Origin of the sequence: Mangrovicoccus sp. HB161399 (genome assembly GCF_013184745.1) — a bacterium.
Classification (GTDB): domain Bacteria; phylum Pseudomonadota; class Alphaproteobacteria; order Rhodobacterales; family Rhodobacteraceae; genus Mangrovicoccus.
The window spans coordinates 16,762-40,906 of sequence record NZ_JAATVU010000003.1 but is presented as its reverse complement, the minus strand read 5'-3'; the positions used below and the strand labels follow the sequence as shown (position 1 = coordinate 40,906).

Genomic DNA, 24,145 nt, shown 5'->3' with positions numbered 1-24,145 from the left:
ATGGACGGAATTGTCCCGGTGGCGAAGAAAGCGCCCTGCCCCGCGCGCCGCGCGGAACAGGGCTGCGGATCAGGCGGCCTCGGTGACCGCGCCGGCCTCGGTCAGCCGGGCCATGTCTTCGGCGGTCAGCTTCAGCGACGCAGCTTTCGCGAAGCTTTCCACCTGCGCCACGGACGTGGCCGAGGCGATTGGCGCGGTCACGCCCTCGCGGCCGATCAGCCAGGCCAGAGCGACCTCGGCCGACTTCGCGTCATGCGCGCCCGCCACGTCGTCGAGCACGTCGAGAATCCGCATGCCGCGCTCGGTCAGGTATTTCTCCACCATCCCGGCGCGTGCCTTGCCCTTCATGTCGGCCTCGGAGCGGTACTTGCCCGAAAGGAAGCCGGCCGCGAGGCTGAAATAGGTGACGACGCCGATATTCTCTGCAAGGCAGAGGTCGCGCAGAGGCCCCTCGAAGCTGCCGCGGTCATAGAGATTGTATTCCGGCTGGATCACCTGGTAGGCGGGCAGCCCTTCGGCCTTTGCCATCTTCAGCGCCGAGCCGAGCAGTTCGGCATCGTAGTTCGACGCGCCGATCGCCTTGATCTTGCCCGCCGCGAGCAGCTTGCCATAGGCGCCCAGCGTCTCGGCATGGCCGGTGTCCGGGTCGGGCCAGTGCGAGAAATAGAGGTCGATGCTCTCGGTCTGCAGCCGCTCCAGAGAGCGGTCGACAGCTTTCATGATCCAGGCCTCGGACAGGCCCTTCTCCCCCGGCCCGCCCATGTCGGAACCGACCTTGGTGAAGAGCTTGACCTTGGCCCGCATGCCCGGACGCGCGGCGAACCACTTGCCCAGCACGGTCTCGGACTCTCCGCCCTTGTGGCCGTCGACCCAGGCCGAATACACATCCGCCGTGTCGATGGCGTCGAAGCCGTGATCGACGAAGGCATCGAGCACGCGGAAGCTTTTTGCCTCGTCGGTGGTCCAGCCCAGAACGTTGCCGCCGAAGACGATCGGGGCGATCTCGAAGCCGGTGCTGCCCAGTTTCTTCATCTGCATGAGGGTGTCCTTTCTTGTCAGATCAGGGCCCCGCCGCCTTCGACGAAGACGGTGGAGCCGGTCATGTAGGGGTTTTCCATGAAGGCCAGCGCCTGCACGGCGATCATTTCGGGCGTGCCGACCCGGCCGACGGGGAGCTTCTCTGCCGCGCCCTCGAACATCGCCTTGCGGCCGTCGCCGTCGAGCGTGCCGTACATCTCGGTCTTCACCAGGCCGGGCGAGACGCAGTTCACGCGCACCGGCGCCAGTTCCAGCGCCAGCCCGCGGGTCAGCCCCTCGAGCGCGGCATTGATCGCGCCCTGGATCGCCGCGCCGGGCTTCGGCCGGACCGACAGGAAGCCCGAGGTGAAGGTCAGCGAGCCGCCCTCCCTGATCTTCGCCGCCCGGGCCAGCCGGTAGGCGCCCCAGAATTTCGAGTTGAAGGACGCATAGGCGTCCTCCAGAGGCAGCTCCTTCACGGCGGCGACCTTGGTCGAGGAGGCCGAGCAGAAGACATGGTCGAACGCGTCCGCGGAGCCGAAGAACGCCTCCAGCGCCGCCGCGTCGCCGGTATCCAGCACCGCGCCATGGGCGGTGGTGCCGAGCCGCTCGATGGCAGCATCGACCTTCTCCTGCGAGCGGGAGGCGACGGTCACATGCGCCCCGGCGGCGCGGGCGGCCTGCGCCACGCCGAAGCCGATGCCGGACGTGCCGCCGAGCACGAGGATGCGGGTATTCGCGAGCATGTCAGGCCTCCTCGGATTCGGGCAGCCAGCGCCGCGCGGTCGCGCCGGGAAGGTAGGTCATGGGGGACTCGATCTGCTGCATCTCGACCAGCAGCCCCCAGGGCGTGCGGCCGAAGACGCCGCGGTTGCCCTGGCCGTCCTCCGGGTCGCCGAGATCGTATATCTTGGACAGAAGCTCGCCGCCCGCCTCCGAGAATTTCTCAGCCAGCGCGCCGAGATCGTCGGAATTTACGCTGAAATGGCTGATGCCCAGATCGGCGATGTTGGTCTCGGACTTGCCGCCGGGCCGGTCGATCTCGAAGATTTCCACATTCGGCCCGTTGCCGAGCCGCAGCACGGTGACCTTCTTCATCGCCGTGCCCGCGCGCAGGCCGTTGAGCGCGCCGATTTCCTCCGCCGGGAAGGGACCGCCATGGGCGGCGGTCTGGGAGAACATGACCTCCGCGCCGAAGGCAGCCTTGAAGAAGGCGACCGCCGCGTCGTGGTCGGGAACGGTGATGCCGAGATGCTCGATGCCGCGGATGGTGCTCATGGGATGACCTTCCTTTCCTTGAACTCGTTGATCAGACGGAGAAACATCGCTTCGCTGTCGGCAACTGTTCCGAATCCGGCCTGACGAATCCGTGTGGTGGAGGAAATCACGTCCCAGTCGCAGTTGAAGATGAAGTCGCCGAAGCCCCAGGCCGCGACCTTGTCGAAAGGCACGTCGACAAGCCCGTGCTTCGCCTTGATCCGCTCCCAGACCGGGCCCTTGTCGGCCATCATCTCCGCCAGGGAAATCGTCATGGGCTCGCCCGGATCCATGTCCAGATGCGCGGCGATCTTCTTCCACAGGTGGTTCCAGCGGAAGATGTCGCCGTTGGTCAGGTTGTATTCCGTGGCGCCGGGCGCTTCCGTGGCTGCCCAGGCAGAGCCGGCCGCCAGCTGCGCCGCATCCGTCACCTGCGCCAGCTTGCCGTAGCACTCGGCGGAGCCGGGAAAGCGCAGCGGCAAGCCCAGTTCCCTGCAGATCGCCGCATAGACCGCGATCACCATCGCCAGGTTCATAGGGTTGCCGATCGCGAAGCCGCAGACCACGTCGGGGCGCATCACCACGCGGTCCCAGGCCTTGCCTTCGGCGAATGACGTCAGCCAGTCCTCCTGGTCGTAGTAGAAGAGCGGCGGCATGACGCGCGGGTCGTCTTCATGGGCCGGGGTCGGGAAAGCGCCGATATGCGCGCCGTAGTACTTGGCGCCCTCGTAGAGCAGCACCCGCTGCAGACCGGGCGAGGCCTTCTCCGCCGCCGTCACGCAGTTCTTCAGCATCGCGGTGTTGACCGCGACCTGCCTGGCGGCATCGCCGCCGCAGTCCTGATAGGCGGCATAGAAGACATGGGTGAAGGGGCCGGCCTCGGCCAGCGCGGTTCCTGTCGCGGCAGCATCTTCCAGATCGGCGGACAGGTAGCGCGCCGATGTTTCGAAATCCGGGGAGCGGCGCGAGATCGCGGTGACGGTCCAGCCAAGTTCATCGGCCAGATGCGTCGCCAGATTGCGCCCGATCACGCCGAGCCCGCCCGCGACAAGCGCATGGGGTTGGGACATGGGGTACCTCCTAAAGTCACTCAGGCGGCCCTCGGGCCGCTGTTGCATCACGTAATTTTCTGGACGAAAGAAGAATGTGCGGCGCACAGCAAACAGTGTTCGGAGAAATCGAAGAATGGACGATCCCAAGCTCATGCGGCTCTTCGTGGCGGTTGCGGATCTGGGCACGCTGTCGGCTGTCGCGCGGTCCTGGGGCGTCGCGCCCTCCACCATCACCCACGGGCTTAAGCAGTTGGAGGAGCGGCTGGGCGCGCAGCTGGTCCTGCGCTCGACCCGGCGGCTGTCCCTGACCCCCGAGGGCGAGCGGTTCCTCGGCGAGAGCCGCCGCATCCTGGGCGATCTCGACGAGATCATGTCTGGCTTCGCCGAGGACGGGCCGCTTTCGGGCGACATCCGCATCACCGCGACCAACGATCTCGGCCGCGAGCGGATCGCGCCTCTGATCGACGGCTTCATGCGGCTGCATCCGGGTCTGCACGTGCATCTCTTCCTGTCGGACACGCTGGTCGACCTGGTCGAAGGCGGCTTCGATTTCGGGCTCAGGACCGGGCCCTTGCGCGATTCCGGGCTGAAGGCGCGGCTGCTGCTGCGCGGCCGGAAGAACATCTGCGCCAGCCCGGGCTACTGGGACCGGCACGGCCGGCCGGCGCATCCGCGCGAGCTGGCCGGCCACAACTGCCTGGTGCTGGCGCCGCCGGGCGAGACCCAGGCCTTCTGGTCCTTCCGCGAGGACGGCGCGCGGTTCCGCATCCGCGTCTCCGGCGACCGGCTGGTGAATGACGGCCAGGTGCTGCGCGACTGGGCGGTGGCGGGCGCCGGCGTCGTGCTCAAGTCCGGCTTCGACATCGCCGCCGATCTGTCGGCCGGGCGGCTGGAAACCGTGCTCGACGCCTATACCGCGGAGTCGACCAATCTCTATGCCGTCTTCGCCCCGCGCGGGCACGAGGCGCGCAGGGTCCGGACGCTGATCGACTACCTGGCCGCGGAGCTTGCCGCGCCCGCCTGAGCCGGGCCGCACTTTTCCGTGACTGGACCGCCTGCCCGCCCCGGCCTAGCTCTGCCGGGCGTCCGGAGGCGCGCAAGTTCCAGACCACATGTAGCGAGTTCCCATGAGTGACACCTTCCTGCTGATCCTGGCCGCGCTGATCGTCGGCGCCTCGAAGGGCGGCCTGGCTTCGGCCGCAGCCATCGCGGTGCCGATGCTGGCGCTGTTCATGAACCCGGTGAAAGCGGCGGCGACGCTGCTGCCGGTCTACATCGTCACCGACTGGATCGGCGTCTGGCTCTATCGCAAGGACTTCTCGAAGCCGAACGTGCTGATCCTGACCCCCGCGATCCTGCTGGGCGTGGCCATCGCCACCGTGATCACGCCCTACACGCCGGAATCCGCGCTCCTGATCTTCACCGGCTGCATCGGCATCTGGCACATCGCGCGCAGCTGGCTGAAGCGCGCCGAGGAGGACGCCGTTCCGCCGCGGGTCCTTCCCGGCGTCTTCTGGGGCACGCTGACCGGCATCGCCAGCTTCATCACCCATTCCGGCGCCCCGCCCTCCCAGGCTTACCTGCTGCCGCAGCGCCTGCCGAAGCTGACCTTCGCGGGCACGATCGCGATCGCCTTCGCCATCGGCAATCTGGTCAAGCTTCCGGCCTATGCCGCCATCGGCCAGCTCGACGGGCTGCACTGGGGCCTGATCGCCGCGCTTGCCGTGGCCGGGGTCGCGGGCACCTATGCCGGACGCTGGCTGACCCACCAGCTGCCGGAACAGGTCTACATGAAGACGATCCAGGCGATGCTGGGCGTGCTGTCGGCGGTGCTGCTGGCGCGCGGCGGGCTGATGCTGGCGGGCCAGGCCTGATCCCGCGGCTGGCACGGCGCGTGCCTTGCCATCGCCGCCGGGGCGCGTAGGATGCGCCCGCGTCCAGTTCCGGAGAGACCCGCCATGTATACCGGCATCGTCCAGACCGTCGCCCCCGTGACCGCGCTGGAGCGCCACGAGGGCCACACCAGCTTCACCTTCGACCTGCCGCCCGAGCGCGTGGCGGATCTGCAGATCGGCGGCAGCGTCGCCGTCGAGGGCGTGTGTCTCTCGGCCACGGCCATCGACGGCACCAAGGTCAGCTTCGATGCGATGACCGCCACGCTCGACCGGACCAATCTGGGCCGGCTCGAACGGGGCGGCCGCGCCAATATCGAGCGCTCGATGAAGATGACCGAGGAAAACGGCGGCCACCCGGTTTCCGGCCACATTTCCTGCACCGCGGAACTCGTGGCGCTGAAGACGGAAGGTGCCGGCGCCTTCATCTCCTTCCGCGTGCCGGAGGAGTGGGCGAAATACGTCTTCGACCGCGGATTCCTGGCGGTGAACGGCTGCAGCCTGACCGTGGCCGAGGTCGACGGCAACGTCTTCACCATCTACCTGATCCCCGAGACGCTGCGCCAGACCACCTTCCCGGACTACAAGGCCGGCGACCGGATCAACATCGAGGTCGACCACCAGACCAAGATCACCGTCGACGTGATGGAGCGGACGCTGGAGCGGTTGCTGCCGCAATACCTGGCCAAGGCCGGAGCAGCCGCCTGAGGCTCAGACGACGATCGCGGTCAGGGCCATCCGGACCGCGATCCCGAAGGCCGCACCGAAAACGGCCTGCTTCCAGACCTTGGCAAGGAACGGCAGCGCGGCGAGGAAGATCGCCAGCCCGGCAAGGTCCAGCGACTGGAACAGCAGCCCCACCGTGGCGTTCAGCTCGTCTGCCGGAATCGCCGTGGCGGTGCCCGGCGCCATCAGCATCCCCACCACGGCCGTGTTCCCCGCGATCATCTTGGTGATCAGCGGCAGGAGCAGCGCCTGGTCGAGCCCGAGCGCGGTCAGCGGCGCGGCCAGCAGCCGCTGCAGCAGGTCCACGCCGCCGGTCAGCACCAGGATTTCCACCGCGAAGAGCGTGATGATCAGCATCGGCACCATGCCCGCGATGATCCGCAGCGCCTCCGAGCCGCCGCGGTTGATCGTCCCGATCACCGAGCGGTCCACCTTCACGTCCTCGCCGCCGAACGTGTCCTCGCCGCGTTCGTCCGAAAGGCCGCGGCCGAACAGGAAATGCACGCTCGCCCCCGCGGCCAGCGCACCGAGCGTGGAGACCGCCAGCGCCGGGCCGATCTCAAGCCCCAGCCGCACCAGCGGGAAGCTGGCATTGGCGGGCATCGAGGCCATGCAGGCGGCATAGGTGGCGGCGAGCCGCCGGTCGGAATGGCCGCGTGCCTGCATCATGGCGAGCACCGGCACCGGCGCCACGGCGGAGACGAACTGAGCCTGGAGGATCGCCAGCGTGCCCAGCCCGCCGAGCCCGAAGGCCCGCATCGGCCGCGCCAGAACGCGCTCCAGCCAGGCGAGGAAGCCCCAGCCCTCGAGGAAGCGCAGCAGCACCATCAGCACGACCATCAGCGGCATGAAGATGTAGAGCGCCGTGTAGAGCGCGTTTTCCCCGGCGGTCAGGACCGCGCCGACAAGTGCTTCCATGGGTATTGCCCTTTTCCGCCCGGATCGAGGGCATTCGCCCTCTGGCTATCGGTCCCTCCGCCGGACTGCCAGCGAGCCGCGCGCAAACCCGCCATGCACCGCCTGCAAGCATCGCGCCGCGGATTCACGCTGCGCTCCCCGGGCGGGGACTAGGCTGCGGCCATGGAACGGAGGAAATTGCCATGAACGACTGCCTGCAAGACCCGGCCGTCCGCACCGGGGGGACGCCGTCCGTGCCGCGGGGTGCGGGGCGATGATCGAACTGGCCTTCGTGATCTGCCTCGCGGCGAATGAGAGCCATTGCGAGGATCGCAGCCTGCTCTATGCCGATGTCGGCCTGATGGCCTGCATGATGCAGGGCCAGGCCCATCTGGCGGAGTGGATCGGCCGCCATCCGGCCTGGATCCTGCGCAGCTGGCGCTGCCGCGCGCACGAACCCGGCCGGGCCGAAGCCTGAGACCGGCCGCGCTTCCCCGGAACTGCCCGTAGGGGCTGCTCCGGCTGGCCGGTTCGGCCTGACCCCGTCGGTCCCGGGCGGGGACTGGCCCCATGCCGCCCCCGGAGGTTTGCCCTTGGCGCCGGACTGCGCCGGTGCGGCGGGCGTCGGCAGAGGGTCACGGCCGGAGACACCGGACGCGGACCTGCCGCGCCGCGACGTCCGGCGCCGTTCTTCCGGTCCATCCGGTAGGATGACCCTGCCTGGCCGACAGCGAAGGCGTCCCCGGCCCGAAGGCATCGTGTCCCGCGTGGCGGCACAAGCTGCTCCGCCGCCCTTTCCGGCCGGATGCCGGGGACGCCAGCGCCGTCGCATGGCGAGCCCTCCCGGCCCGGAGACTGCGCTAGCGGCAGCGCGGCGACAGCGCGCGGGCCAGCGCGTCGTCGCGGCCCTCCATCATCTCCGCCAGCAGGATGCCCGTGGTCGGGCCCAGCGTCAGCCCGTGATGGCCATGGCCGAAATCGAACCACAGCCCGTCATGCCGCGGCGCAGGGCCGACCAGCGGGATCATGTCCGGCAGGCAGGGCCGGTGGCCGTGCCAGATGCTGTCCGGCACGGCCTCGCCCAAGGGCAGGACGGCACGCGCTGCCGCCTCGCCGCGGACCAGCTGGCGCAGGTCGCGCCGTGCCTCCTGCCCGGTCAGCTCGGCCCCGGTGGTGATCCGCAGCCCGCGCGCCATCGAGGCGACGACCACCCCGTGCCCGGTCAGGAAATACGGGCGGCTGAGTTCGCCCTCCATCCGGAAATGCCCGTGATAGCCGCGCTTCAGCAGCATCGGGATGCGGTAGCCCAGCGGCTTCAGCAGCTGCGCCGACCACGGCCCGGCCGCCAGCACGACCTGCGCCGCCTCGACCAGCCCGGTCTCGGTCGCCACCGACCAGCCCGCGCGGTCCGGCACGATCCCGGTGACGCCGACCCGCGCGACCCGGCCGCCGCGGGCCTTGAACAGCCGCGCATAGGCGGCGGTCAGCGCGCCGGGATCGGTTGTCGACCAGCTGTCGCGCCAGATCACCGCCCCGGCCAGCCCCTCGCGGAAGGCCGGATCCTCCGCGCGCAGCTCGGTCCCGCCGGCCACACGCGACGCGATGCCGTGGCGGTCGCGCATCCGCTCCGCCTCGCGCGCCGTGGCCTCCAGCGCCGCCCCGGTCTCGGCCACCTCGCCGAAGCCGGTGCGCCGGATCAGCGCCTCCGCCCCCGCCTCGGCGATCACCGGGGCGTGGTCCGCCACCGCCCGCCCTGTCAGCTGGCGGTAGACCTCCGAAATCGCCGCATGCCGCTTCGGCGCGGACCGGCGGAAATAGGACCACAGCACCGGCAGCTCGCCGGGCAGCGAGCGCGGATGCCAGACGACGTCATTGGTCCGCCCCGTGGCGATGGCGAAAAGCTGCGCCGGCGCGCGCGGCATGGCATAGGGCTCGGCCGCCTCGGCCTGGATCAGGCCGGCATTGCCATGGCTCGTCCCCTCGCCCGGCCAGAGCCGGTCGAGGACCAGAACCTCGTGCCCCCGCGCCTGCAGCGCCAGCGCCGCGCCGATGCCGGCCATGCCTGCGCCGATGACCGCAATCTCCGCCATGGCCCGTTCTCCTTCAGCCCCAGATGCCCTTCCGCAGCATGTTGCCCGCGAGAAGCAGGATCGTCAGTGCGAAAACCAGCCGCAGATGCGCCGGGCTCAGCCGGTGGGCGAGCTTGACCCCCAGGGGCACTGTCAGCATCGTCATGCCGGTGATCAGCACCACCGAGGGCAGGTTGACATAGCCGACCGTCATCGGAGGCTTGCCCGCGATGCCCCAGCCGGTCGCCAGGAAGGTCAGGAAGGCCGGGATGGAGATCAGCATGCCGAATCCGGGGCTCGTGCCCACCGCGCGGTGGGGCGGCACCGAATAGGCGGTCAGGAGCGGCACGGTGAAGGAGCCGCCGCCGATTCCCATCAGCGCCGAGAAGAAGCCGATCAGCCAGCCGTAGAGCCCGCCGAGCGCGCGGCCGGGCAGCGTGTCAGCGATCCGCCAGCTGCGCTTGCCCAGCAGCATGTAGAGCCCCAGCGTGACGCCGATCGCGCCGAACACCACCTGCAGCTGCTGCGACCGCAGCGCCGCGGCGGCGAAGACCCCGAGGATGGCGCCCACCGCGATGAAGGGGCCCCAGCTCAGGATCAGCCCCTTGTCGACCGCGCCGCGCTTGGCATGGGCGGTGACGGAGCGCAGCGAGGTGAAGATGATCGTGCCGGTCGAGGTGGCGACGCAGATCTGCATCAGCTGCGCCGGCTCGTAGCCGAGCGCGTGGAAGGCATGGAAGAAGGCGGGGACCAGGATGATCCCGCCGCCGACGCCCAGCAGCCCCGAGATGACGCCCGCGACCGCGCCCGAGGCGGCAATGGCGAGGAAGAGGATCAGCAGGTCCATCGGCGGGCCTCCTCGCAGCGGCGGAGATCGTGGGGCATGGCGGTCCTCGTTACGCGTCTCGACAGGTCCGAAGGCCTGGCCAGGCGGCGCTTCGGGGAAAGTTGGTCCGTCCTACACAGCCCCTCTGCCGCAATCGACAGGAAAGACGCCGATGCAGGGCGCCCTTGCAGGCAGCGCAACCCTGCGCGGGTCCGCGCCGCCTGCAGCAGCAGCAGACGGATGTGCGGCCGTTCCGGTCAGCCATCGTGCGGGCACGCGCCATCGCTGCTCGGTCCCGGCGGTCGGGCACCGGGGAAACACAGCGGTTCCAAGTGCGGTTGCGGCGCCGCCTGGTGCCACCGGCCGCCGCCTACTGAATGGGTCCTTCCCGGGCAGGCCCAGACCATGCTCGCCCGCTCGGGACATTGCCTATCCATGCAATTGCCGTGATGCACGGCCCCGGCAGGCGCTGGCACACCGACCTCCCCAGCCGAGGCAACTTGCCCGGCCCGGACAAGGCATGCCTCCTTGGCGGCGCAATCCAAATCGCCCTTTCCTCTGTCCAGCGTGCCCGGCATGGGACCCGCGATCCTGTCTCAGCCTCCGGGCGCGCCGGCCCAACTCCGACAGCCCGGCAGGCATTGCCCCGCATCCCGGGCTGCATTGGCACGCCTCTGCCAGAGAAGCAGGCCCCGAAGGCCGCGCCATCTGCGGTCCGCCGTGCCAAGCACCCATGCATCGCCCCGCGGGAGCGTTTCCCGCCGGCGGAACGAGGGGCGGCGGCGCCCCCGCAGGCCGTCATTCCCGGCGCCGGGACCCGCGGCAATCAGACGGCAAGACATCGGCCGGAGCCCGGATGTCCTGCATGGCCCGGCCTTTCCCGAAGAATGTCCTCCTTGGCGGCGGGCACTTGCATGGCGGCCGTCTTCCGCGAGGGCCCCGAAAGGCGGATGGCCGGCGTCGCTCTCGGCGCGGAATGCCCGACGCGGAGCGCTTCCGGGCTCCGTACCGGCATTGCGGCGGGCCAGAAGCGTAGATCACTCCGGCCCGATGAACCTTGCATAGCGCGGATGGGCGGCGCACCAGTTGCGCGCGGCGGTCTCGGCCAGCTTGAAGACCTGCCCGGCCAACTTGCGCCTTGCCCCGGTCAGGTGGATGCAGCGGATCTCGAAGGGAGCCAGCGGCACCGTCACCGGCAGCTCGGTGAGGAAGCCCTGCGCGATTTCCTTCTCCAGCACGGCGAGCGGCAGCGCGGTCGCGCCGAAGCCCTGGCGCAGCATCTCGGCGATGGTCGACATCGAATAGCCGAAATGGCGCGGCGCGGTGCGGTCGCGGGTCTCCTCGATGTAATCCGCCACGGGCGAATGCAGCGGCGAGGTCGGCGGGTAGAGAACCAGCGGCAGCGAGCGCAGCTCTTCGGGCGTCAGCGCGCGGGCGGCGGAAACCACATCCGGCCTTGCCACCCAGCCGACCTCGTAGCGCACCGCGAAGCTGCCCGGCACCTGCTCGATCCCCGCCTCGCCTGTGACGAAGGCCATGTCGAGCGCCCCGGCCGAGACCTGCGCCAGCAGCTCCACGTTCGAGCCGACATGGAAATCCGCCGCCAGATCCGGCTCCGCGGCGGCGATATCGCGGCGCAGCACCGCCCCCCAGGTCAGCGCCGCCGGACCGACGAGGCCGATGGCGAACCGCGTGCGGTGCTTCTGCGCCAGCCGCGCCACCATCGCCTCGCGCATGTTCATGAAGCGCTCGGCGAATTCGGCGACCTCGTGGCCCGGCCCGGTGAGCGCGAAGCGCGGCGCGTCGCGGTCGATCAGGCGCACGCCGAACTCGTCCTCCAGCCCGCCGATCCGCGCCGAGACCGCCGGCTGGGTCAGCCCGATCCGGTCGGCCACCGCCTGGAAGGACTGGAGCCGCGTCAGCCAGTAGAAGGCCTCGAGCTGCTTGAAGTTCATCGCATGGCCCCCTGCCATAAAGCTTTTCTATCTGCCGCGCCAAAATTTCTGCTTTGACCGGCAGCGGCCCCGCGGGGAGAGTTCCCCCGAGTTTCGAAGTGAAAGGATCGCCCGTGACCGTCGCCGTCTATCTGCCCTCCGAGGAAAAGAGCCAGGACTGGTGCAACATGCTCGGAGAGCTGCTGCCCGGCTGGAAGGTGGAGCCGATGCATGCCATCTCCGATCCGGCGGCCGTGGAATACGGCGTCGTCTGGCGCCCGAAAACCGGCGACCTGGCGCAGTTCCCCAAACTGAAGGCCATCGTCTCGATCGGCGCGGGCATCGACCACGTGCTGGCCGACGCCGCCCTGCCGCAGGACGTGCCGATCATCCGCACCGTCGGCACCGACCTGACCCAGCGGATGCGCGAATACGTGGCGCTGCATGTCCTGCGCCATCATCGCAACATGCCCGACATCCTGGCCGCGCAGGCGGAAAGCAAGTGGAGCCAGATCGTCGTTCCCCCGGCAACCCGCCGCAAGGTCGGCGTCATGGGTCTGGGCAATCTCGGCAAGGTCGCGGCGCAGACGCTGGCCGCCATCGGCTTCGACACCCATGGCTGGGCACGCACCCCGCGCGAGGTCGAGGGCGTCACTTGCCATGCTGGCGCCGAGGGCTTCGACGCGTTCCTGAAGGGCACCGAGATCCTCGTCAACCTGCTGCCGCTGACCTCCGAGACCCGCGGCATCCTCAATGCCTCGCTGTTCAACAAGCTCGCCCGCGGCGCCTGCGTGATCAATGCCGCGCGCGGCCCGCACCTGGTGGACCAGGATCTGGTCGATGCGCTGGCATCGGGGCAGATCGCGCAGGCGACGCTGGATGTCTTCCACGTGGAGCCCCTGCCCTCCGACCATCCGTTCTGGGCCCATCCGCAGATCACCGTGACGCCGCATATCGCCTCGATGATCGACGCGCCCACCGGCGGGCAGATCATCGCGGCCAACCTGAAGCAGTTCGAGGCCGAGGGCACCGTCCCCGACCTCGCCGATGCGCGCCGGGGATACTGAGCGCCTCACGCCGCGACGAGCCCCCTGTGCTTCGGCGCGGCGACCTTGCCGAACCGGCCGAGCCGGAACGGCGCGGGATCGACGCAGGGCGTGCTGCCGCTCGCAAGATCGGCAGCCAGCCGCCCGGCCCCCGGCCCGATGCCGAAGCCGTGGCCGGAATAGCCCGTGGACAGGATGAGCCCCGGGATGGAGGTCTCGGAGATCACCGGCACGGCGTCCGGCGTGACATCCATCATCCCGGCCCAGCTGTCCGCCACCTCGATCGCGCCGCATTCGGGAAAGCGCTTGGACCATTCGCGGCGGGCGCGGGCCAGAAGCCGTTCCGTGGGCGCCGGGTTCCAGATGCGCCATTCGTCGGTTTCCATCGGCGACGGGCCGGAGGGGTCCCAGGTCCGGGGCATCTTCGCCTCGTCGAGGAAGCTGCGGCCCAGTTCAAGGCTCAGCTCGTGGCGGGTCTCGATCAGGCTCGGAAGGAAGCGGAAGAACATGCGGAAGCTGTCCGGCGTGATCTGCGCGGGCGAGCCGCCGCGATAGGCCAGGTTCAGCCCGCCGTCGAGCCGCACGCGCACGCCGATCTCGCTGTCGCCGAGCGCGGTGGTGGGGGCAAGCGGCATCGGCCCGGTGCGCATCACCGAGCCCTTGATCTTGAGGATCGGCAGCCCGATCCCGAGATTGCCCGCAAACAGCCGCGACCAGGCCCCGCCCGCGAGGATCGCCGCCTTGCAGCGGATCACGCCCCTTTCGGTGATGACGCCCGAGACGGCGCCGGCAGAGGTTTCCAGACCGCGCGCCGCGCAGCGGGTCAGGAGCGCGACCCCCCGGTCCTGCGCGGCGCGGGCCATGGCGGGCACGGCGATCGAAGGCTCGGCGCGCCCGTCATCCGGCGTATGCAGCGCGCCCAGCACCGACGGCGCATGCTGCGGCATGAATTCCGCAAATTCGGACGGCGACATCCAGCGCACGTTGATGCCGTGGTCGCGGCAATTGGCGAGGCTCTCCTCCAGAACGCGCAGTTCCCGCTTATTGTAGGCGGTGTAGACCACGCCGGTGCGGCGGAAGCCGGTTTCGCGCCCGGTGCGCTGCGCCATCTGGTCCCAAAGCGACAGCGACAGCACGCCCAGCGGAAATTCCGCCCGGTCGCGGCCCGAACAGCGCACCCAGCCCCAGTTGCGGCAGGACTGCTCGGCGGCGATCTCGCCCTTTTCCACCAGCGCCACGCGCTGGCCGCGCTCGGCCAGCTCCAGCGCCGCCGTGACGCCGGCAATGCCGCCGCCGATCACCACCGTATCGGCCTCCGCCGGGACATCCGGCGAAGGCGCGACGATATCAAGCTGAGGATGCATCAGTACCCCGGTTCGTAACGCCAGTTGACCAAGAGCTCCGCCACCGCGGCGGAGTTCGGCAGCTGGATGACATGCGCCACGAGTTTTGCAAGATCCTCCGGCTGGGTGATCTCCTCGCGGTCCAGTTCGCCATGCTTCACGGTCATGTCGGTGGCGACATAGGCCGGACAGACCGCAGTGCCGCGCACCCCGTGCTCCCACCCGGTCCGGCGTGCCGCATTCGACAGGGCGACCGCGGCGTGCTTCGCCACCTGGTAGCCGGCGTTCAGCCCCAGCACCCGCTTGCCGGACATCGACGACACGGTGACGATGCGGCCCGCTCCGGAGGCGCAGAGATGCGGCAGCGCCGCCCGAGTCAGCAGGAAGGGAGCCTTGACGTTGATCGCGAGCAGCCGGTCGAGCGTCGCCTCGGCCTCCGCATCGGGCAGCGGCGGCTCCTCCATCAGGCCCAGATGCTCGGCGATGCCCGCATTGTTGACCAGCACGTCGATCCGGCCAGAGATGGCCATGGTCGCCTCGACCCAGGCGCGGCCCGCGCCGGGATCGGCGGCGTCATAGGCGAAGCTGAGATCGGCGAAATGCTCCAGGTCCTTGGGCAGGCGGCGCGGATCGCGGACGCCCAGGGACAGCCGGTAGCCCGCCGCGGCCAGTTCGCGCGCGATGGCGAGGCCGATGCCGCGGTTCGCCCCGGAGATCATCGCCAGCTTCACTGCAGGCCTCCCTTGCCGCCGGTCAGCTCGGCGCGGATGCAGGCGACCTTGCGGTCATGGGCGATGTGCTCCAGCGGCGGGACGCCCGCGGCGCAGGCCTCGGTCGCCAGCGGACAGCGGGTGCGGAAGGCACAGCCCGAGGGCGGGTTCGCGGGGCTCGGCAGCTCGCCGTCGAGCACGTCGCCCATCTCGCCCGCCGGACGCTTCAGCGAGGGCGTCGCGGCCAGGAGCGCCTGGGTATAGGGATGGCGCGGATCGGTGAAGACCTGCTCTGCCGGGCCCTCCTCGACGATCCGGCCGAGATACATCACGACCACGCGGGTGCAGAGATGGCGCACGACATGCAGGTCATGGCTGATGAACAGCATGGCGAGGTCGAGCTCCTCGCGCAGGTCCGCCAGCAGGTTGACGATCTGCGCCTGGATCGACACGTCGAGCGCCGAGACCGGCTCGTCCGCGACGATGAAATCCGGGCGCGGTGCCAGCGCGCGGGCAATGGCGATGCGCTGGCGCTGGCCGCCGGAGAATTGCGACGGGCGGCGCGGCGCGACCGACGGATCGAGACCGACAAGCGTCAGCAGGCGGGCGACCTCGGCATCGGTTTCCGAGCCGGGCACCACGTCGTGGTTCCTCAGCCCGTCGGCGATCTGGGCGCCGACCGATCGGCGGGGATCGAGGCTTCCGAACGGGTCCTGGAACACCAGCTGCATGCGCTTGCGCATGGCGCGGCGGTGCGCGCCCTTGAAGTCATGCAGGTATTTTCCCTCGAAGCGGACGCCGCCGCCGGTGGGGCTGTCGAGGCCGAGCAGGATGTTGCCGAGCGTGGACTTGCCGCAGCCGGACTCGCCCACCACGCCGACGGTCTCGCCGCGGGCGATCGACAGGTTGATGCCGCGCAGCGCCCAGACATCGCGCTTGGCGCCGATCAGCCCGGAGCGCGAGGGAAAGTTGCGGGTCAGCTCGAGAGCTTCGATGACGGGGCTCATGCGACATCCTTCCAGAGATCGGCCCAGCGGAGGCAGCGGGTGGTGCGGCCGGCGCCGGTGTCCAGCAGCGGCTGCGGCGCGGCGCAGGCGGCGGCGGCATGGGCGCAGCGCGGGGCGAAGCGGCAGCCCTCGGGCATGGCGCCGGGCTGCGGCACGGTGCCGGGGATGGACTCCAGCCGCTCGGCATCGCTTTCCGGCACGGAGGCCAGCAGCGCCTTGGTATAGGGGTGGCGCGGGTCGGCGAAGACTTCCGCGACGGTCCCCTGCTCCACCACCTGGCCTGCATACATCACCGAGACATGGGTGGCGATTTCCTTCACCACGGCGAGGTTGTGGGTGACGAAGATCACGCCCATGCCGGGATTGTCGTCCTTCAGCTTGCCGAAGAGCCGCAGGATCTGCGCCTGGATCGTCGGGTCCAGCGCGGTGGTCGGCTCGTCGGCGATCAAGAGCTTCGGCGCGTTGGCGACGGCCATGGCGATCATCGCGCGCTGCCGCTGGCCGCCCGAAAGCTCGAACGGATAGGCACGCTGGCGGCGTTCGGGATCGGGAATGCCGACCTTGCGAAGCAGGTCCACCACCTCCTCCTCAGCCTGCGCCTTGGGCATCGGGCGGTGGCGCTGGATGATCTCGGCCAGCTGGTCGCCGATGCGGTGCACCGGGTTCAGCGCGGCGGAGGCATCCTGGAAGACCATCGAGATCTCGTTGCCGCGCAGCGGCCCGAACTCGTCCTCGGTCAGCGCGGACAGGTCGACGACGCCGTTGTCCGTCCGGAACCAGGCATGGCCGTCGGTGACGTTCAGCGCGTTGGGCAGGAGCCCGGTCATGGCGAGCCCGGTCAGGGTCTTGCCCGAGCCGCTCTCGCCGACCAGCGCCATGGTCTCGCCGGGCTTGATCTCGAAGGAAATGCCCTTGGTCAGGCCCATCGAGCCATGCTCCAGCGCGACGCCGACCGAAAGGTCCTCGATCTTCAGGAGCGGCACCTCGGGCGCCGGGACGCCGGGCGTGCGCTTGATCTGGCGGCGCAGCCAGGCGGCCCCGCCACGGGCGGCGGTCTTGGGGCTGAGCACGTCCTGCAGGCGGTCGCAGATCACGTTCAGCAGCAGGACGGTGCCCGCCAGCGACAGCGACGGCCAGAGCAGGAGCAGCGGCTGCTGGTCCATCGCGGCGCGCGCGGCGCGGATCATCAGGCCCCAGGAGGGCGCGGGCGGAACGACGCCGAGGCCGAGGAAGGAGAGGCCGGATTCCAGCAGGATGCCCGAGGCAACGGTCAGCGAGAACTGCACCAGCAGCGGCGGCACGATGTTCGGCAGCACGGTGCGGGCGAGAATCTTCAGCGGATGGGTGCCCATCGCCTCCTGCGCCTTCACGAAATCGAGCCCGCCGGTCTGCAGCGTCGCGGCATAGACCACGCGTGTGTAGTTCGGCACGAAGAGGATGGTCAGCGCCACGGTCAGCGTCAGAACGCCCGCGCCGAGGATGGTGATCACCAGCATCGCCAGCAGCAGCGGCGGCAGGCAGATCACGATCTCGGTGGAGCGGACCGCCAGCACCTCGGTAATGCCGCGGAAATAGCCGCCGAGGAGCCCGAGGACCGTGCCGATGACAGCGGCGCAGAAGGCCGAGCCGAAGGCCACGGCCAGCGAGGCGCGCGCGCCCCAGATGATGCGGGACAGCACATCGCGGCCGTATTCGTCGTTGCCCAGCCAGTTCGCGGCCGAGGGACCGGCGAAGCGGTGGGGGATGTCCATGCCGATGGTCGGCTGGAGCGGCAGGACGGGGGCCAGGAGCGGGAAGGCGATCAGGACCGCTGCCAGTCCCAGCCAGATGTAGAGGGAACGTTGAGCTCGGGTCATTTCGCCAGTTTCACCCTTGGGTCGAGCACCGCGTAGGTGATGTCGATGAGAAGATTGAGGAGCACGAAGAGGAAGGAGATCACCAGCACGATGCCGACCACTTCGGGGTAGTCGCGGGCCTCCACGGCACGGACGAGATAGCCCGACAGGCCGGGCCAGTTGAACACGTATTCCACCAGGACGGTGCCGCCGATCAGCGTGCCCATTTCCAGCCCGAGCACGGTGATGACCGGCACCAGCGCGTTGCGGACGACATGGCGGCGGATGATCGGGCCGCGGGCCAGGCCCTTGGCGCGGGCGGTGCGGACATGGTCCTTCTCCAGCACTTCCAGCACCGAGGCGCGGGTCATGCGGATCATCACGGCGGTCAAGGGCAGCGCGATGGTCGCGGCGGGCATGGCGAGCAGCGCAAAGTGGCGTGCCGGGTCTTCAGCCAGCGGCACGTAGCCGCCCGCCGAGATCCAGCCCAGCCATTGCGCGAAGACCAGCACCAGCGTCGTGCCGACGACGAAGACCGGGGTCGAGAGCGCGGCGGAGGCCAGCAGCGAGACCAGCTTCTCCGACCAGCCGCCGTCGCGCATCGCGGCGATCGTGCCGAGCGGCACGCCGATCAGGCTGGCGATCAGCGCGGCGGCGAGGATCAGCTCCAGCGTGCGCGGCAGGCGCAGCGCCAGTTCGGGCGCGATCGGGTTCTGGTCGCGCAGCGAAACGCCGAAATCCAGATGCGTCAGGTCGGCGATGTACGAGGCGTATTGCGCGAGGACCGGGCGGTCGAGCCCCATCTGCGATCGCAGCTGGGCGACGGCCTCGGGGTCGGGCGCGGTATTGCCCGCGGAAAGCAGCAGCTCGGCCGGATCGCCGGGCACGAGATGGAGCACCAGAAAGACCAGCGTGGAAACCAGCCAGACCAGCACGAGCGCGATGAGCACGCGGAGGGCGACGTAGCGGAGCATCGGTGCGGCGTGTCCGTTCCTAGAATTCAGGGGCCCCCGCCCGGGAGGTCAGCGGGCGGGGGCGGAGGGGCTCAGCCCTTTGCGGTCTCTTCCAGCGTGACGCCGGAATAGAAGGTGAGCTGGCCCGGCAGGTTCGAGAAGCCGGTGACGGTCGAGGCCATGGCATAGCCCTGGGCGCGCGAGCACAGGAACACGCAGGGCGACTGCTCGATCGCGGCGGCCTCCATGTCGTGGTAGATCTTCTTGCGCTCGGCCTGCTCGAAGGTCACGCGGCCCTTGTTCAGCGCCTCGGTGACCGCCGGGACCTCGATGCCGAAGCTGCGCACGAAGCTGGGCTTCGCCGAACCGTCCATGATGGTGGTCAGGCCGTCGGGATCGTTCATGTCGGCCGAGGTGCCCATGACGGCGATGTCGTACTGGCCCTCGTTGCCCTTCTGCACGCGGGTCGACCAGTCGGGCAGGTCGAGCGTGACGTTGATGCCGATCATCATCAGATAGGCCTGCGCGACTTCCGCGGTCGACTGGTGCATGCCGTATTGCGCGGTGGACAGCATCGTGCAGCTGAACCCGTCGGGATAGCCCGCCTCGGCCAGCAGAGCCTTGGCCTTCTCCGGATCGTAGTCCCAGCCATCGGCCAGGTCCTCGTTGTAGAAGGACGAGGATTCGTCCAGCGGCAGGTGAGACAGCGGCGCGCCGTGGTTGTAGAAGGCCGCGGCCACCACGTCCTCGCGCTTGATCGCATGGCCGATCGCCTTGCGGACCAGCGGGTTGTCGAAGGGCGCCTTGGTGCCGTTGAAGGTCAGGTACATGAACGGACCCGGCACGGTGTTCAGCGTCAGCGCGTCGTTCTCCTCGATGCGCTCCATCGCTGCCCAGGGGACGTATTCGATGATGTCGACATCGCCTGCCTCCAGAGCCGCGACGCGCAGGTTCTCGTCGGAATAGACGATGGCCTCGATGCCGTCGACCTTGGGCTCGCCTTCCTTGTAGTAGCCGTCATAGGCGGTGACCTTGACGGAGACGCCGCGCTCCAGGCTGTCGAACTTGAACGGGCCCGCGCCGACGGTGGAGGTGGCTTCCGAGCCTTCCTGCAGGATCGGCATGTGGTAATGCGCGAACCAGTCGGGAACGACGGCGATCGGCTCGGCCGTGGTCAGCTTGATGGTCTTCTCGTCCGGGGTCTCGATATTGGTGATCGAGGCCATCTGGGCGCGGCGGAAGGCGGTGCTGTCCTCGGCGCCGACCTTCTCGATGGTGTATTTCACGTCTGCCGAGGTGACCGGCTTGCCGTCATGGAAGGTGGCGTCGCGCAGCTTGAAGGTCCAGACGCCCGCGTCGTCGACTTCCCAGCTCTCGGCCAGTTCGCCGCGCAGCACGCCCTGCGGGTCGTAGGAGGTCAGGCCGCGATGGATCATCAGCTTGACGGTGCCAGCCGCGGTGCCGGTCGAGGCCCACATGTCGAAGGAGGGCGGATAGGCCGAAAGGCCGAAGCGCAGCGTGCCGCCTTCCTGCGCGCGCAGCCCGGCCGCGCCGAGGAAGGTCAGCGTGCCGGTGGCCATGGCGGTGTTGAGGAATCCGCGCCGGTTCATCTTCAAGGTCATCTCTGTCGCTCCTGTTGATGTGTGGCGGGGCCTTGCACGGCCCCGTCCCGTTTGTTTCCGTCAGGCGGCCGCGATGCCGTCGCGGGCATCGCGCGCCGTGTCCTCTGCGGACCGGTCTGCCACCGGTCCGTAGCCCCCGCCGCCGGGAGAGACGACTTCCAGCACGTCCCCGGCCTTCATCAGGCCGTCACCGCGCTCGAAGCTGTCATTGGTCGCGGTGAAGTGGCTGCCGCCGCCCTCGCCGCCGCCCAGAAGGCCCCAGCTGCGGGAATCCGTGCGGGCGATGTCGACGGAGACGCGGCAGTCCTCGGTCGCGCGGTAGACCCGCCGCAGGCCCATGCCGCCCCGCCAGGTGCCCTCGCCCGCCGATCCGTCGACCAGCTCGTAGCGGGTCAGCACCAGCGGATATTCCAGCTCCAGCGCCTCGACGGGGAGGTTCGAGGTGTTGGTGGTGTGGACATGGATGCCGTCGAGCCCGTCCGCGCCGCGGCGCGCGCCGCCGCCGCCGCCGATGGTTTCCAGGTAGACCCAGAGATTGCCCTTCTCGGGGCCGCTCTCGCGGGTGCCGGCGAAGACCGCCACGGTGCAGGCCGAGTTGGTGCAGGCCATCGCGCGGTCCGGCACCGCCTTCGCGAGCGCGCCGAGCACGAGATCGGCGACCCGCTGGCAGGTCTGGACCCGGCCGTTGACCGGCGCGGGATGGGCGCAGTTCAGGATCGAGCCCTTCGGCGCCGAGACCGTCAGCGGGCGCGACAGGCCGGAATTCGGCAGGATGGTCGGATCGACCACGGATTTCACGATGTAGTAGACCGTTGCCAGGAGCGCGGTCATCGTCATGTTGATGCCGGCGCGCACCTGCGGCGGCGCGTCGAAGTCGAGATCCATGGTCTCGCCCTCGATCTTCACCGTTACCTTCAGCGGCATCGGCTCGTCGATGTCGATCCCGTCGAAGACATCCTCGAAGGAATAGGTGCCGTCGGGCAGCTGGGCGATCCCGGCGCGCATCTTGCGCTCGGCGTAATCCAGCAGCTCGTCGCCCGCCGCCAGCACCGTGCCGACGCCGTGCTTGGCGCAGAGCCCCTGGAAGCGCTGGACGCCGACGCGGTTCGCCGCCATCTGCGCGCGCAGATCCGACAAGCGCTCGCGCGGCACCTGGCAGTTCAGCAGCACCAGATCCTGCACGTCCTTCTGCAGCTTGCCCGCCCGGTAGAGCCGGATCGGCGGGATGCGCAGGCCCTCCTGGTAGATGTGCTCGTGGCCGCGGTCGGCGAAATCCGAATGGTGGGCGAGGTTCACCGTCCAGGCCGCCAGCGCGCCGTCGACGAAGATCGGCTCGGCCAGCACGATGTCCGGCAGGTGGGTACCGCCGCCCATGTAGGCATCGTTGCCGATGAAGACGTCGCCCGGCTGCATGTCCTCGATGTCATGCAGTTCCAGCACCTTCGGCACGAATTCGATGAAGGAGCCGAGGTGGATCGGGATATGTTCCGCCTGGCAGAGCGTGCGGCCCTCGCGGTCGAAGAGCGCAGTGGAGCAGTCGCGCCGCTCCTTGATGTTGGTCGAGTAGGAGGCGCGCACCAGCGCCTCGCCGGTCTCGTCGACGATGGAGGAAAGCGCGGAGCCGATCACCTCGACGGTGATGGGATCGAGCGTGGCCGGGCGGTCGCCGGCCGGTTTTTCGAGGCGGGTCATGCGAGGTCCAGGATCAGGTTTTCGAAGGCATCGACGCGGGCGGCGACGCCCGGCGGCACGAGGGTGGTGGTGTCCATCTGCTCGACCACGGCCGGGCCGGCGAATTCCATGCCGGGCAGAAGCTTCTCGCGGTCGTAGATCGGGCTTTCCGTGAAGGCGCCGGTTTCCGGGAACCAGATCTCGCGCGCGCCGATCACGGCCGCGGCGGCATCCGCATCGCCCAGCTGGCGCTCCGGAAGCTGCGCCTTCTCGACGAGACCCAGTGCTTCGGCGCGGAAGGTCACGGCGTTGATCTTCTCGCCCTCGGCAGTGAAGCCGTAGAGGCGTTCATGCTCGGCCTCGAAGCCCGCGATCAGCTGGGCAAGGCTTTCGGCGTCGAAGGCGCCCGGCCCGACCGGCACGGAGAGCTCGTAGTTCTGGCCCTCGTAGCGCACGTCGATGGTCAGGAGCACCCGGCGCGCGGTCTCGGAAATGCCCTCGGCCTCGAACCACCCGGCCGCCTTGGCGACCACCTCGTCCAGAGCGGTCTGGATCGCCGGGATCGAGTCCGCGACCAGCGGCGTCAGGCGGGTGACCGGGAAGCTGGCGCGCAGGTCGGTCAGCAAGAGGCCCATGGCGCAGAGCGTCCCGGGCGTCCGCGGCACCAGCACGCGGGTCATGTCGAGTTCCTGCGCCAGCCGCACGGCATGCAGCGGACCGGCGCCGCCGAAGGCCATCAGCACGTAGTCGCGCGGGTCGTAGCCGCGCTGGACCGAGATCACCCGGATCGCGCGCGCCATGTTGGCGGTGACGACAGAGATGATTCCCTGCGCGGTCTCCATCACGCCCATGCCGAGGCCGTCGGCCATCTTGCCGATCGCGTCCATGGCGAGGTCGCGATGGACCTCCATGCGGCCGCCGAGGATATGGGTCGGGTTCAGAACCTGCAGCGCGATGTTCGCGTCGGTCACGGTCGGCTCGGCATTGCCCTTGCCGTAGCAGACCGGCCCCGGATCGGCGCCGGCGCTCTGCGGGCCGACCTTGAGGAAGCCGCCGGTGTCGATCCGCGCGATCGAGCCGCCGCCCGCCCCCACGGTGTGGATGTCGAGCATCGGCGCCTTGATCGGGTAGCCGTGGACCACGGCCTCGTTGGCCTGGCTGGTCGCCCCGCCGGTCATCAGCGCCACGTCGGAAGAAGTGCCGCCCATGTCGAAGGTGATGATGTCGGGAAAGCCCGCCTGGGTTCCCAGCGCCTCGGCCGCGACCACGCCGGTCGAGGGACCGCTGAGGACGGTGCGCACCGGCGCGTCTGCGGCGGCCTCGAAGCTCGCCACGCCGCCATTCGACTGGGTCAGGTGCGGCGCGGATTTCAGCCCGAGTTCGTCGAGGCGCAGCGACAGGCGGTGGATGTAGCGGTGCATCAGCGGTCCGAGATAGGCGTTCACCGTCGCGGTGGACAGCCGTTCGAATTCGCGGAACTCTGGGGCGATCTCGTGGCTGGTGCAGAGGAAGGCCTCGGGCAGGATCTCGGCGACGATCTCCTTGGCGCGCTTCTCGTGGCCCGGATTGATGAAGGCATAGAGGAAGCAGATGGCGACGGCTTCGACGCCTTCGGCCTTCATCGCCTCTGCCGCCTCGCGCACGGCGGTCTCGTCGAGCGGCAGCTCGACCTCGCCGGTGTGCAGCAGCCGCTCCGGCACGCCGAAGCGCAGGTGGCGCGGCACCAGGGTCAGCGGCTTGTCGGCGAAGATGTCATAGAGGCTCGGACGCTTCTGGCGGCCGATTTCCAGGAGGTCGCGGAAGCCGTCGGTGGTGATCAGCCCGACCTTGGCACCGCGGTGCTGGATCAGCGCATTGGTCGCGACCGTCGTGCCATGGCCGAAATAGCCGATTTCCTTCAGCGGCGCGTCGGTGGCGCCGCCATGGACCCGCATGCCTTCCTCGACGCCCTGCGCGATCCCGCGCGAAGGATCGTCCGGGGTGGAGGAGACCTTCCAGATCTTCACCCGTCCCTCGGTCTCGTCGAACATGCAGACATCGGTGAAGGTCCCGCCGCTGTCCACGCCCACGCGCCACTTGCCCATTCTCGTCTCCGGTTGCGGAATTTCTTGCGTCTCGTCTCGTATACATGAAGAATACGCATTGCGGCGGAGGACAGGAAAAACCGCCCTTGGGACCGGTAACTATGTCAAATGCACATTTTCAAGGCTTTTTAGCGCTACAATTGGCGCCAATGGCGGCAGAAATCTCAAATCCGGATGCACGATTCGGAAACCCGCGTGCATTGC

General features: G+C 69.2%; 21 protein-coding genes. 5 read left to right on the top strand and 16 right to left on the bottom strand.

All coding sequences use genetic code 11. The annotated features are described in order from the left end of the window. Positions 1–69: 69 nt before the first annotated feature. Genes HCC78_RS02500 through HCC78_RS02485 form a run of 4 tightly spaced genes read right to left on the bottom strand, consistent with a single transcriptional unit; the run spans position 70 to position 3,344 of the window. On the bottom strand, positions 70–1,038 hold the full coding sequence (locus tag HCC78_RS02500; protein ID WP_172327162.1) for an aldo/keto reductase: 969 nt from the start codon (positions 1,036–1,038) through the stop codon (positions 70–72). A gap of 17 nt (positions 1,039–1,055) precedes the next feature. Next, positions 1,056–1,763 carry an SDR family oxidoreductase gene (locus HCC78_RS02495; protein ID WP_172327161.1) on the bottom strand — a complete coding sequence of 236 codons (708 nt, stop codon included), beginning with the start codon at positions 1,761–1,763 and terminating at the stop codon, positions 1,056–1,058. 1 nt (position 1,764) lies between these two features. Next, positions 1,765–2,295 carry a VOC family protein gene (locus HCC78_RS02490; protein WP_172327160.1) on the bottom strand — a complete coding sequence of 177 codons (531 nt, stop codon included), beginning with the start codon at positions 2,293–2,295 and terminating at the stop codon, positions 1,765–1,767. Further along, a complete protein-coding gene (locus HCC78_RS02485) occupies positions 2,292–3,344 on the bottom strand; it encodes an SDR family oxidoreductase (RefSeq protein ID WP_172327159.1) in 1,053 nt (350 codons plus the stop codon). The genes HCC78_RS02490 and HCC78_RS02485 overlap by 4 nt, the downstream gene beginning before the upstream one ends. Before the next feature lie 115 nt (positions 3,345–3,459). Between HCC78_RS02485 and HCC78_RS02480 the strand changes: the two genes are divergently transcribed. The 3 genes from HCC78_RS02480 to HCC78_RS02470 all read left to right on the top strand — a co-directional run bounded on the left by HCC78_RS02480 (position 3,460) and on the right by HCC78_RS02470 (position 5,926). Beyond that, positions 3,460–4,350 carry a LysR family transcriptional regulator gene (locus HCC78_RS02480; RefSeq protein ID WP_172327158.1) on the top strand — a complete coding sequence of 297 codons (891 nt, stop codon included), beginning with the start codon at positions 3,460–3,462 and terminating at the stop codon, positions 4,348–4,350. Between the two features lie 103 nt (positions 4,351–4,453). Further along, on the top strand, positions 4,454–5,200 hold the full coding sequence (locus HCC78_RS02475; RefSeq protein WP_172327157.1) for a sulfite exporter TauE/SafE family protein: 747 nt from the start codon (positions 4,454–4,456) through the stop codon (positions 5,198–5,200). An 84-nt stretch (positions 5,201–5,284) separates the two neighbouring features. Continuing rightward, on the top strand, positions 5,285–5,926 hold the full coding sequence (locus HCC78_RS02470; RefSeq protein WP_172327156.1) for a riboflavin synthase subunit alpha: 642 nt from the start codon (positions 5,285–5,287) through the stop codon (positions 5,924–5,926). Positions 5,927–5,929: 3 nt separating this feature from the next. Here the strand turns inward: HCC78_RS02470 and HCC78_RS02465 are convergent, their stop codons facing one another. Further along, positions 5,930–6,862 carry a nucleoside recognition family protein gene (locus tag HCC78_RS02465; RefSeq protein WP_172327155.1) on the bottom strand — a complete coding sequence of 311 codons (933 nt, stop codon included), beginning with the start codon at positions 6,860–6,862 and terminating at the stop codon, positions 5,930–5,932. Between the two features lie 253 nt (positions 6,863–7,115). On the opposite strand from HCC78_RS02465, the gene HCC78_RS02460 reads away from it, so the two are divergent. Further along, entirely contained in the window at positions 7,116–7,319 is a 204-nt protein-coding gene (locus HCC78_RS02460; protein WP_172327154.1) for a hypothetical protein, read from the top strand. Positions 7,320–7,701: 382 nt separating this feature from the next. Here HCC78_RS02460 and HCC78_RS02455 read toward each other — a convergent pair whose 3' ends face one another. From HCC78_RS02455 to HCC78_RS02445, 3 genes are all read right to left on the bottom strand, one after another. Beyond that, entirely contained in the window at positions 7,702–8,931 is a 1,230-nt protein-coding gene (locus tag HCC78_RS02455) for an FAD-binding oxidoreductase (RefSeq protein WP_172327153.1), read from the bottom strand. Positions 8,932–8,944: 13 nt separating this feature from the next. Then, positions 8,945–9,757 (bottom strand): sulfite exporter TauE/SafE family protein, encoded by an 813-nt coding sequence (locus tag HCC78_RS02450; RefSeq protein WP_172327152.1) that lies wholly within the window; start codon positions 9,755–9,757, stop codon positions 8,945–8,947. Between the two features lie 1,016 nt (positions 9,758–10,773). Further along, on the bottom strand, positions 10,774–11,709 hold the full coding sequence (locus HCC78_RS02445; protein WP_253949005.1) for a LysR family transcriptional regulator: 936 nt from the start codon (positions 11,707–11,709) through the stop codon (positions 10,774–10,776). Positions 11,710–11,804: 95 nt separating this feature from the next. On the opposite strand from HCC78_RS02445, the gene HCC78_RS02440 reads away from it, so the two are divergent. Further along, positions 11,805–12,737, top strand: a complete 933-nt coding sequence (locus tag HCC78_RS02440) for an NAD(P)-dependent oxidoreductase (protein WP_172327151.1) — start codon at positions 11,805–11,807, stop codon at positions 12,735–12,737. A 5-nt stretch (positions 12,738–12,742) separates the two neighbouring features. Here the strand turns inward: HCC78_RS02440 and HCC78_RS02435 are convergent, their stop codons facing one another. From HCC78_RS02435 to HCC78_RS02400, 8 genes are all read right to left on the bottom strand, one after another. Continuing rightward, positions 12,743–14,080 carry an FAD-binding oxidoreductase gene (locus tag HCC78_RS02435; RefSeq protein WP_172327150.1) on the bottom strand — a complete coding sequence of 446 codons (1,338 nt, stop codon included), beginning with the start codon at positions 14,078–14,080 and terminating at the stop codon, positions 12,743–12,745. After that, positions 14,080–14,790 carry an SDR family NAD(P)-dependent oxidoreductase gene (locus HCC78_RS02430; RefSeq protein ID WP_371743765.1) on the bottom strand — a complete coding sequence of 237 codons (711 nt, stop codon included), beginning with the start codon at positions 14,788–14,790 and terminating at the stop codon, positions 14,080–14,082. The genes HCC78_RS02435 and HCC78_RS02430 overlap by 1 nt, the downstream gene beginning before the upstream one ends. After that, on the bottom strand, positions 14,787–15,776 hold the full coding sequence (locus HCC78_RS02425) for an ABC transporter ATP-binding protein (RefSeq protein WP_172327149.1): 990 nt from the start codon (positions 15,774–15,776) through the stop codon (positions 14,787–14,789). Before HCC78_RS02425 ends, HCC78_RS02430 begins: the two co-directional genes overlap by 4 nt. Next, entirely contained in the window at positions 15,773–17,632 is a 1,860-nt protein-coding gene (locus HCC78_RS02420; RefSeq protein ID WP_172327148.1) for a dipeptide/oligopeptide/nickel ABC transporter permease/ATP-binding protein, read from the bottom strand. The genes HCC78_RS02425 and HCC78_RS02420 overlap by 4 nt, the downstream gene beginning before the upstream one ends. Further along, a complete protein-coding gene (locus tag HCC78_RS02415; RefSeq protein ID WP_172327147.1) occupies positions 17,629–18,585 on the bottom strand; it encodes an ABC transporter permease in 957 nt (318 codons plus the stop codon). Before HCC78_RS02415 ends, HCC78_RS02420 begins: the two co-directional genes overlap by 4 nt. 71 nt (positions 18,586–18,656) lie before the next feature. After that, positions 18,657–20,186, bottom strand: a complete 1,530-nt coding sequence (locus HCC78_RS02410; RefSeq protein WP_172327146.1) for an ABC transporter substrate-binding protein — start codon at positions 20,184–20,186, stop codon at positions 18,657–18,659. A gap of 60 nt (positions 20,187–20,246) precedes the next feature. Then, complete coding sequence (locus tag HCC78_RS02405; protein ID WP_172327145.1) at positions 20,247–21,878, bottom strand: hydantoinase B/oxoprolinase family protein; 1,632 nt, start codon at positions 21,876–21,878, stop codon at positions 20,247–20,249. After that, positions 21,875–23,941, bottom strand: a complete 2,067-nt coding sequence (locus HCC78_RS02400; RefSeq protein WP_172327144.1) for a hydantoinase/oxoprolinase family protein — start codon at positions 23,939–23,941, stop codon at positions 21,875–21,877. The genes HCC78_RS02405 and HCC78_RS02400 overlap by 4 nt, the downstream gene beginning before the upstream one ends. Positions 23,942–24,145 lie beyond the last annotated feature (204 nt).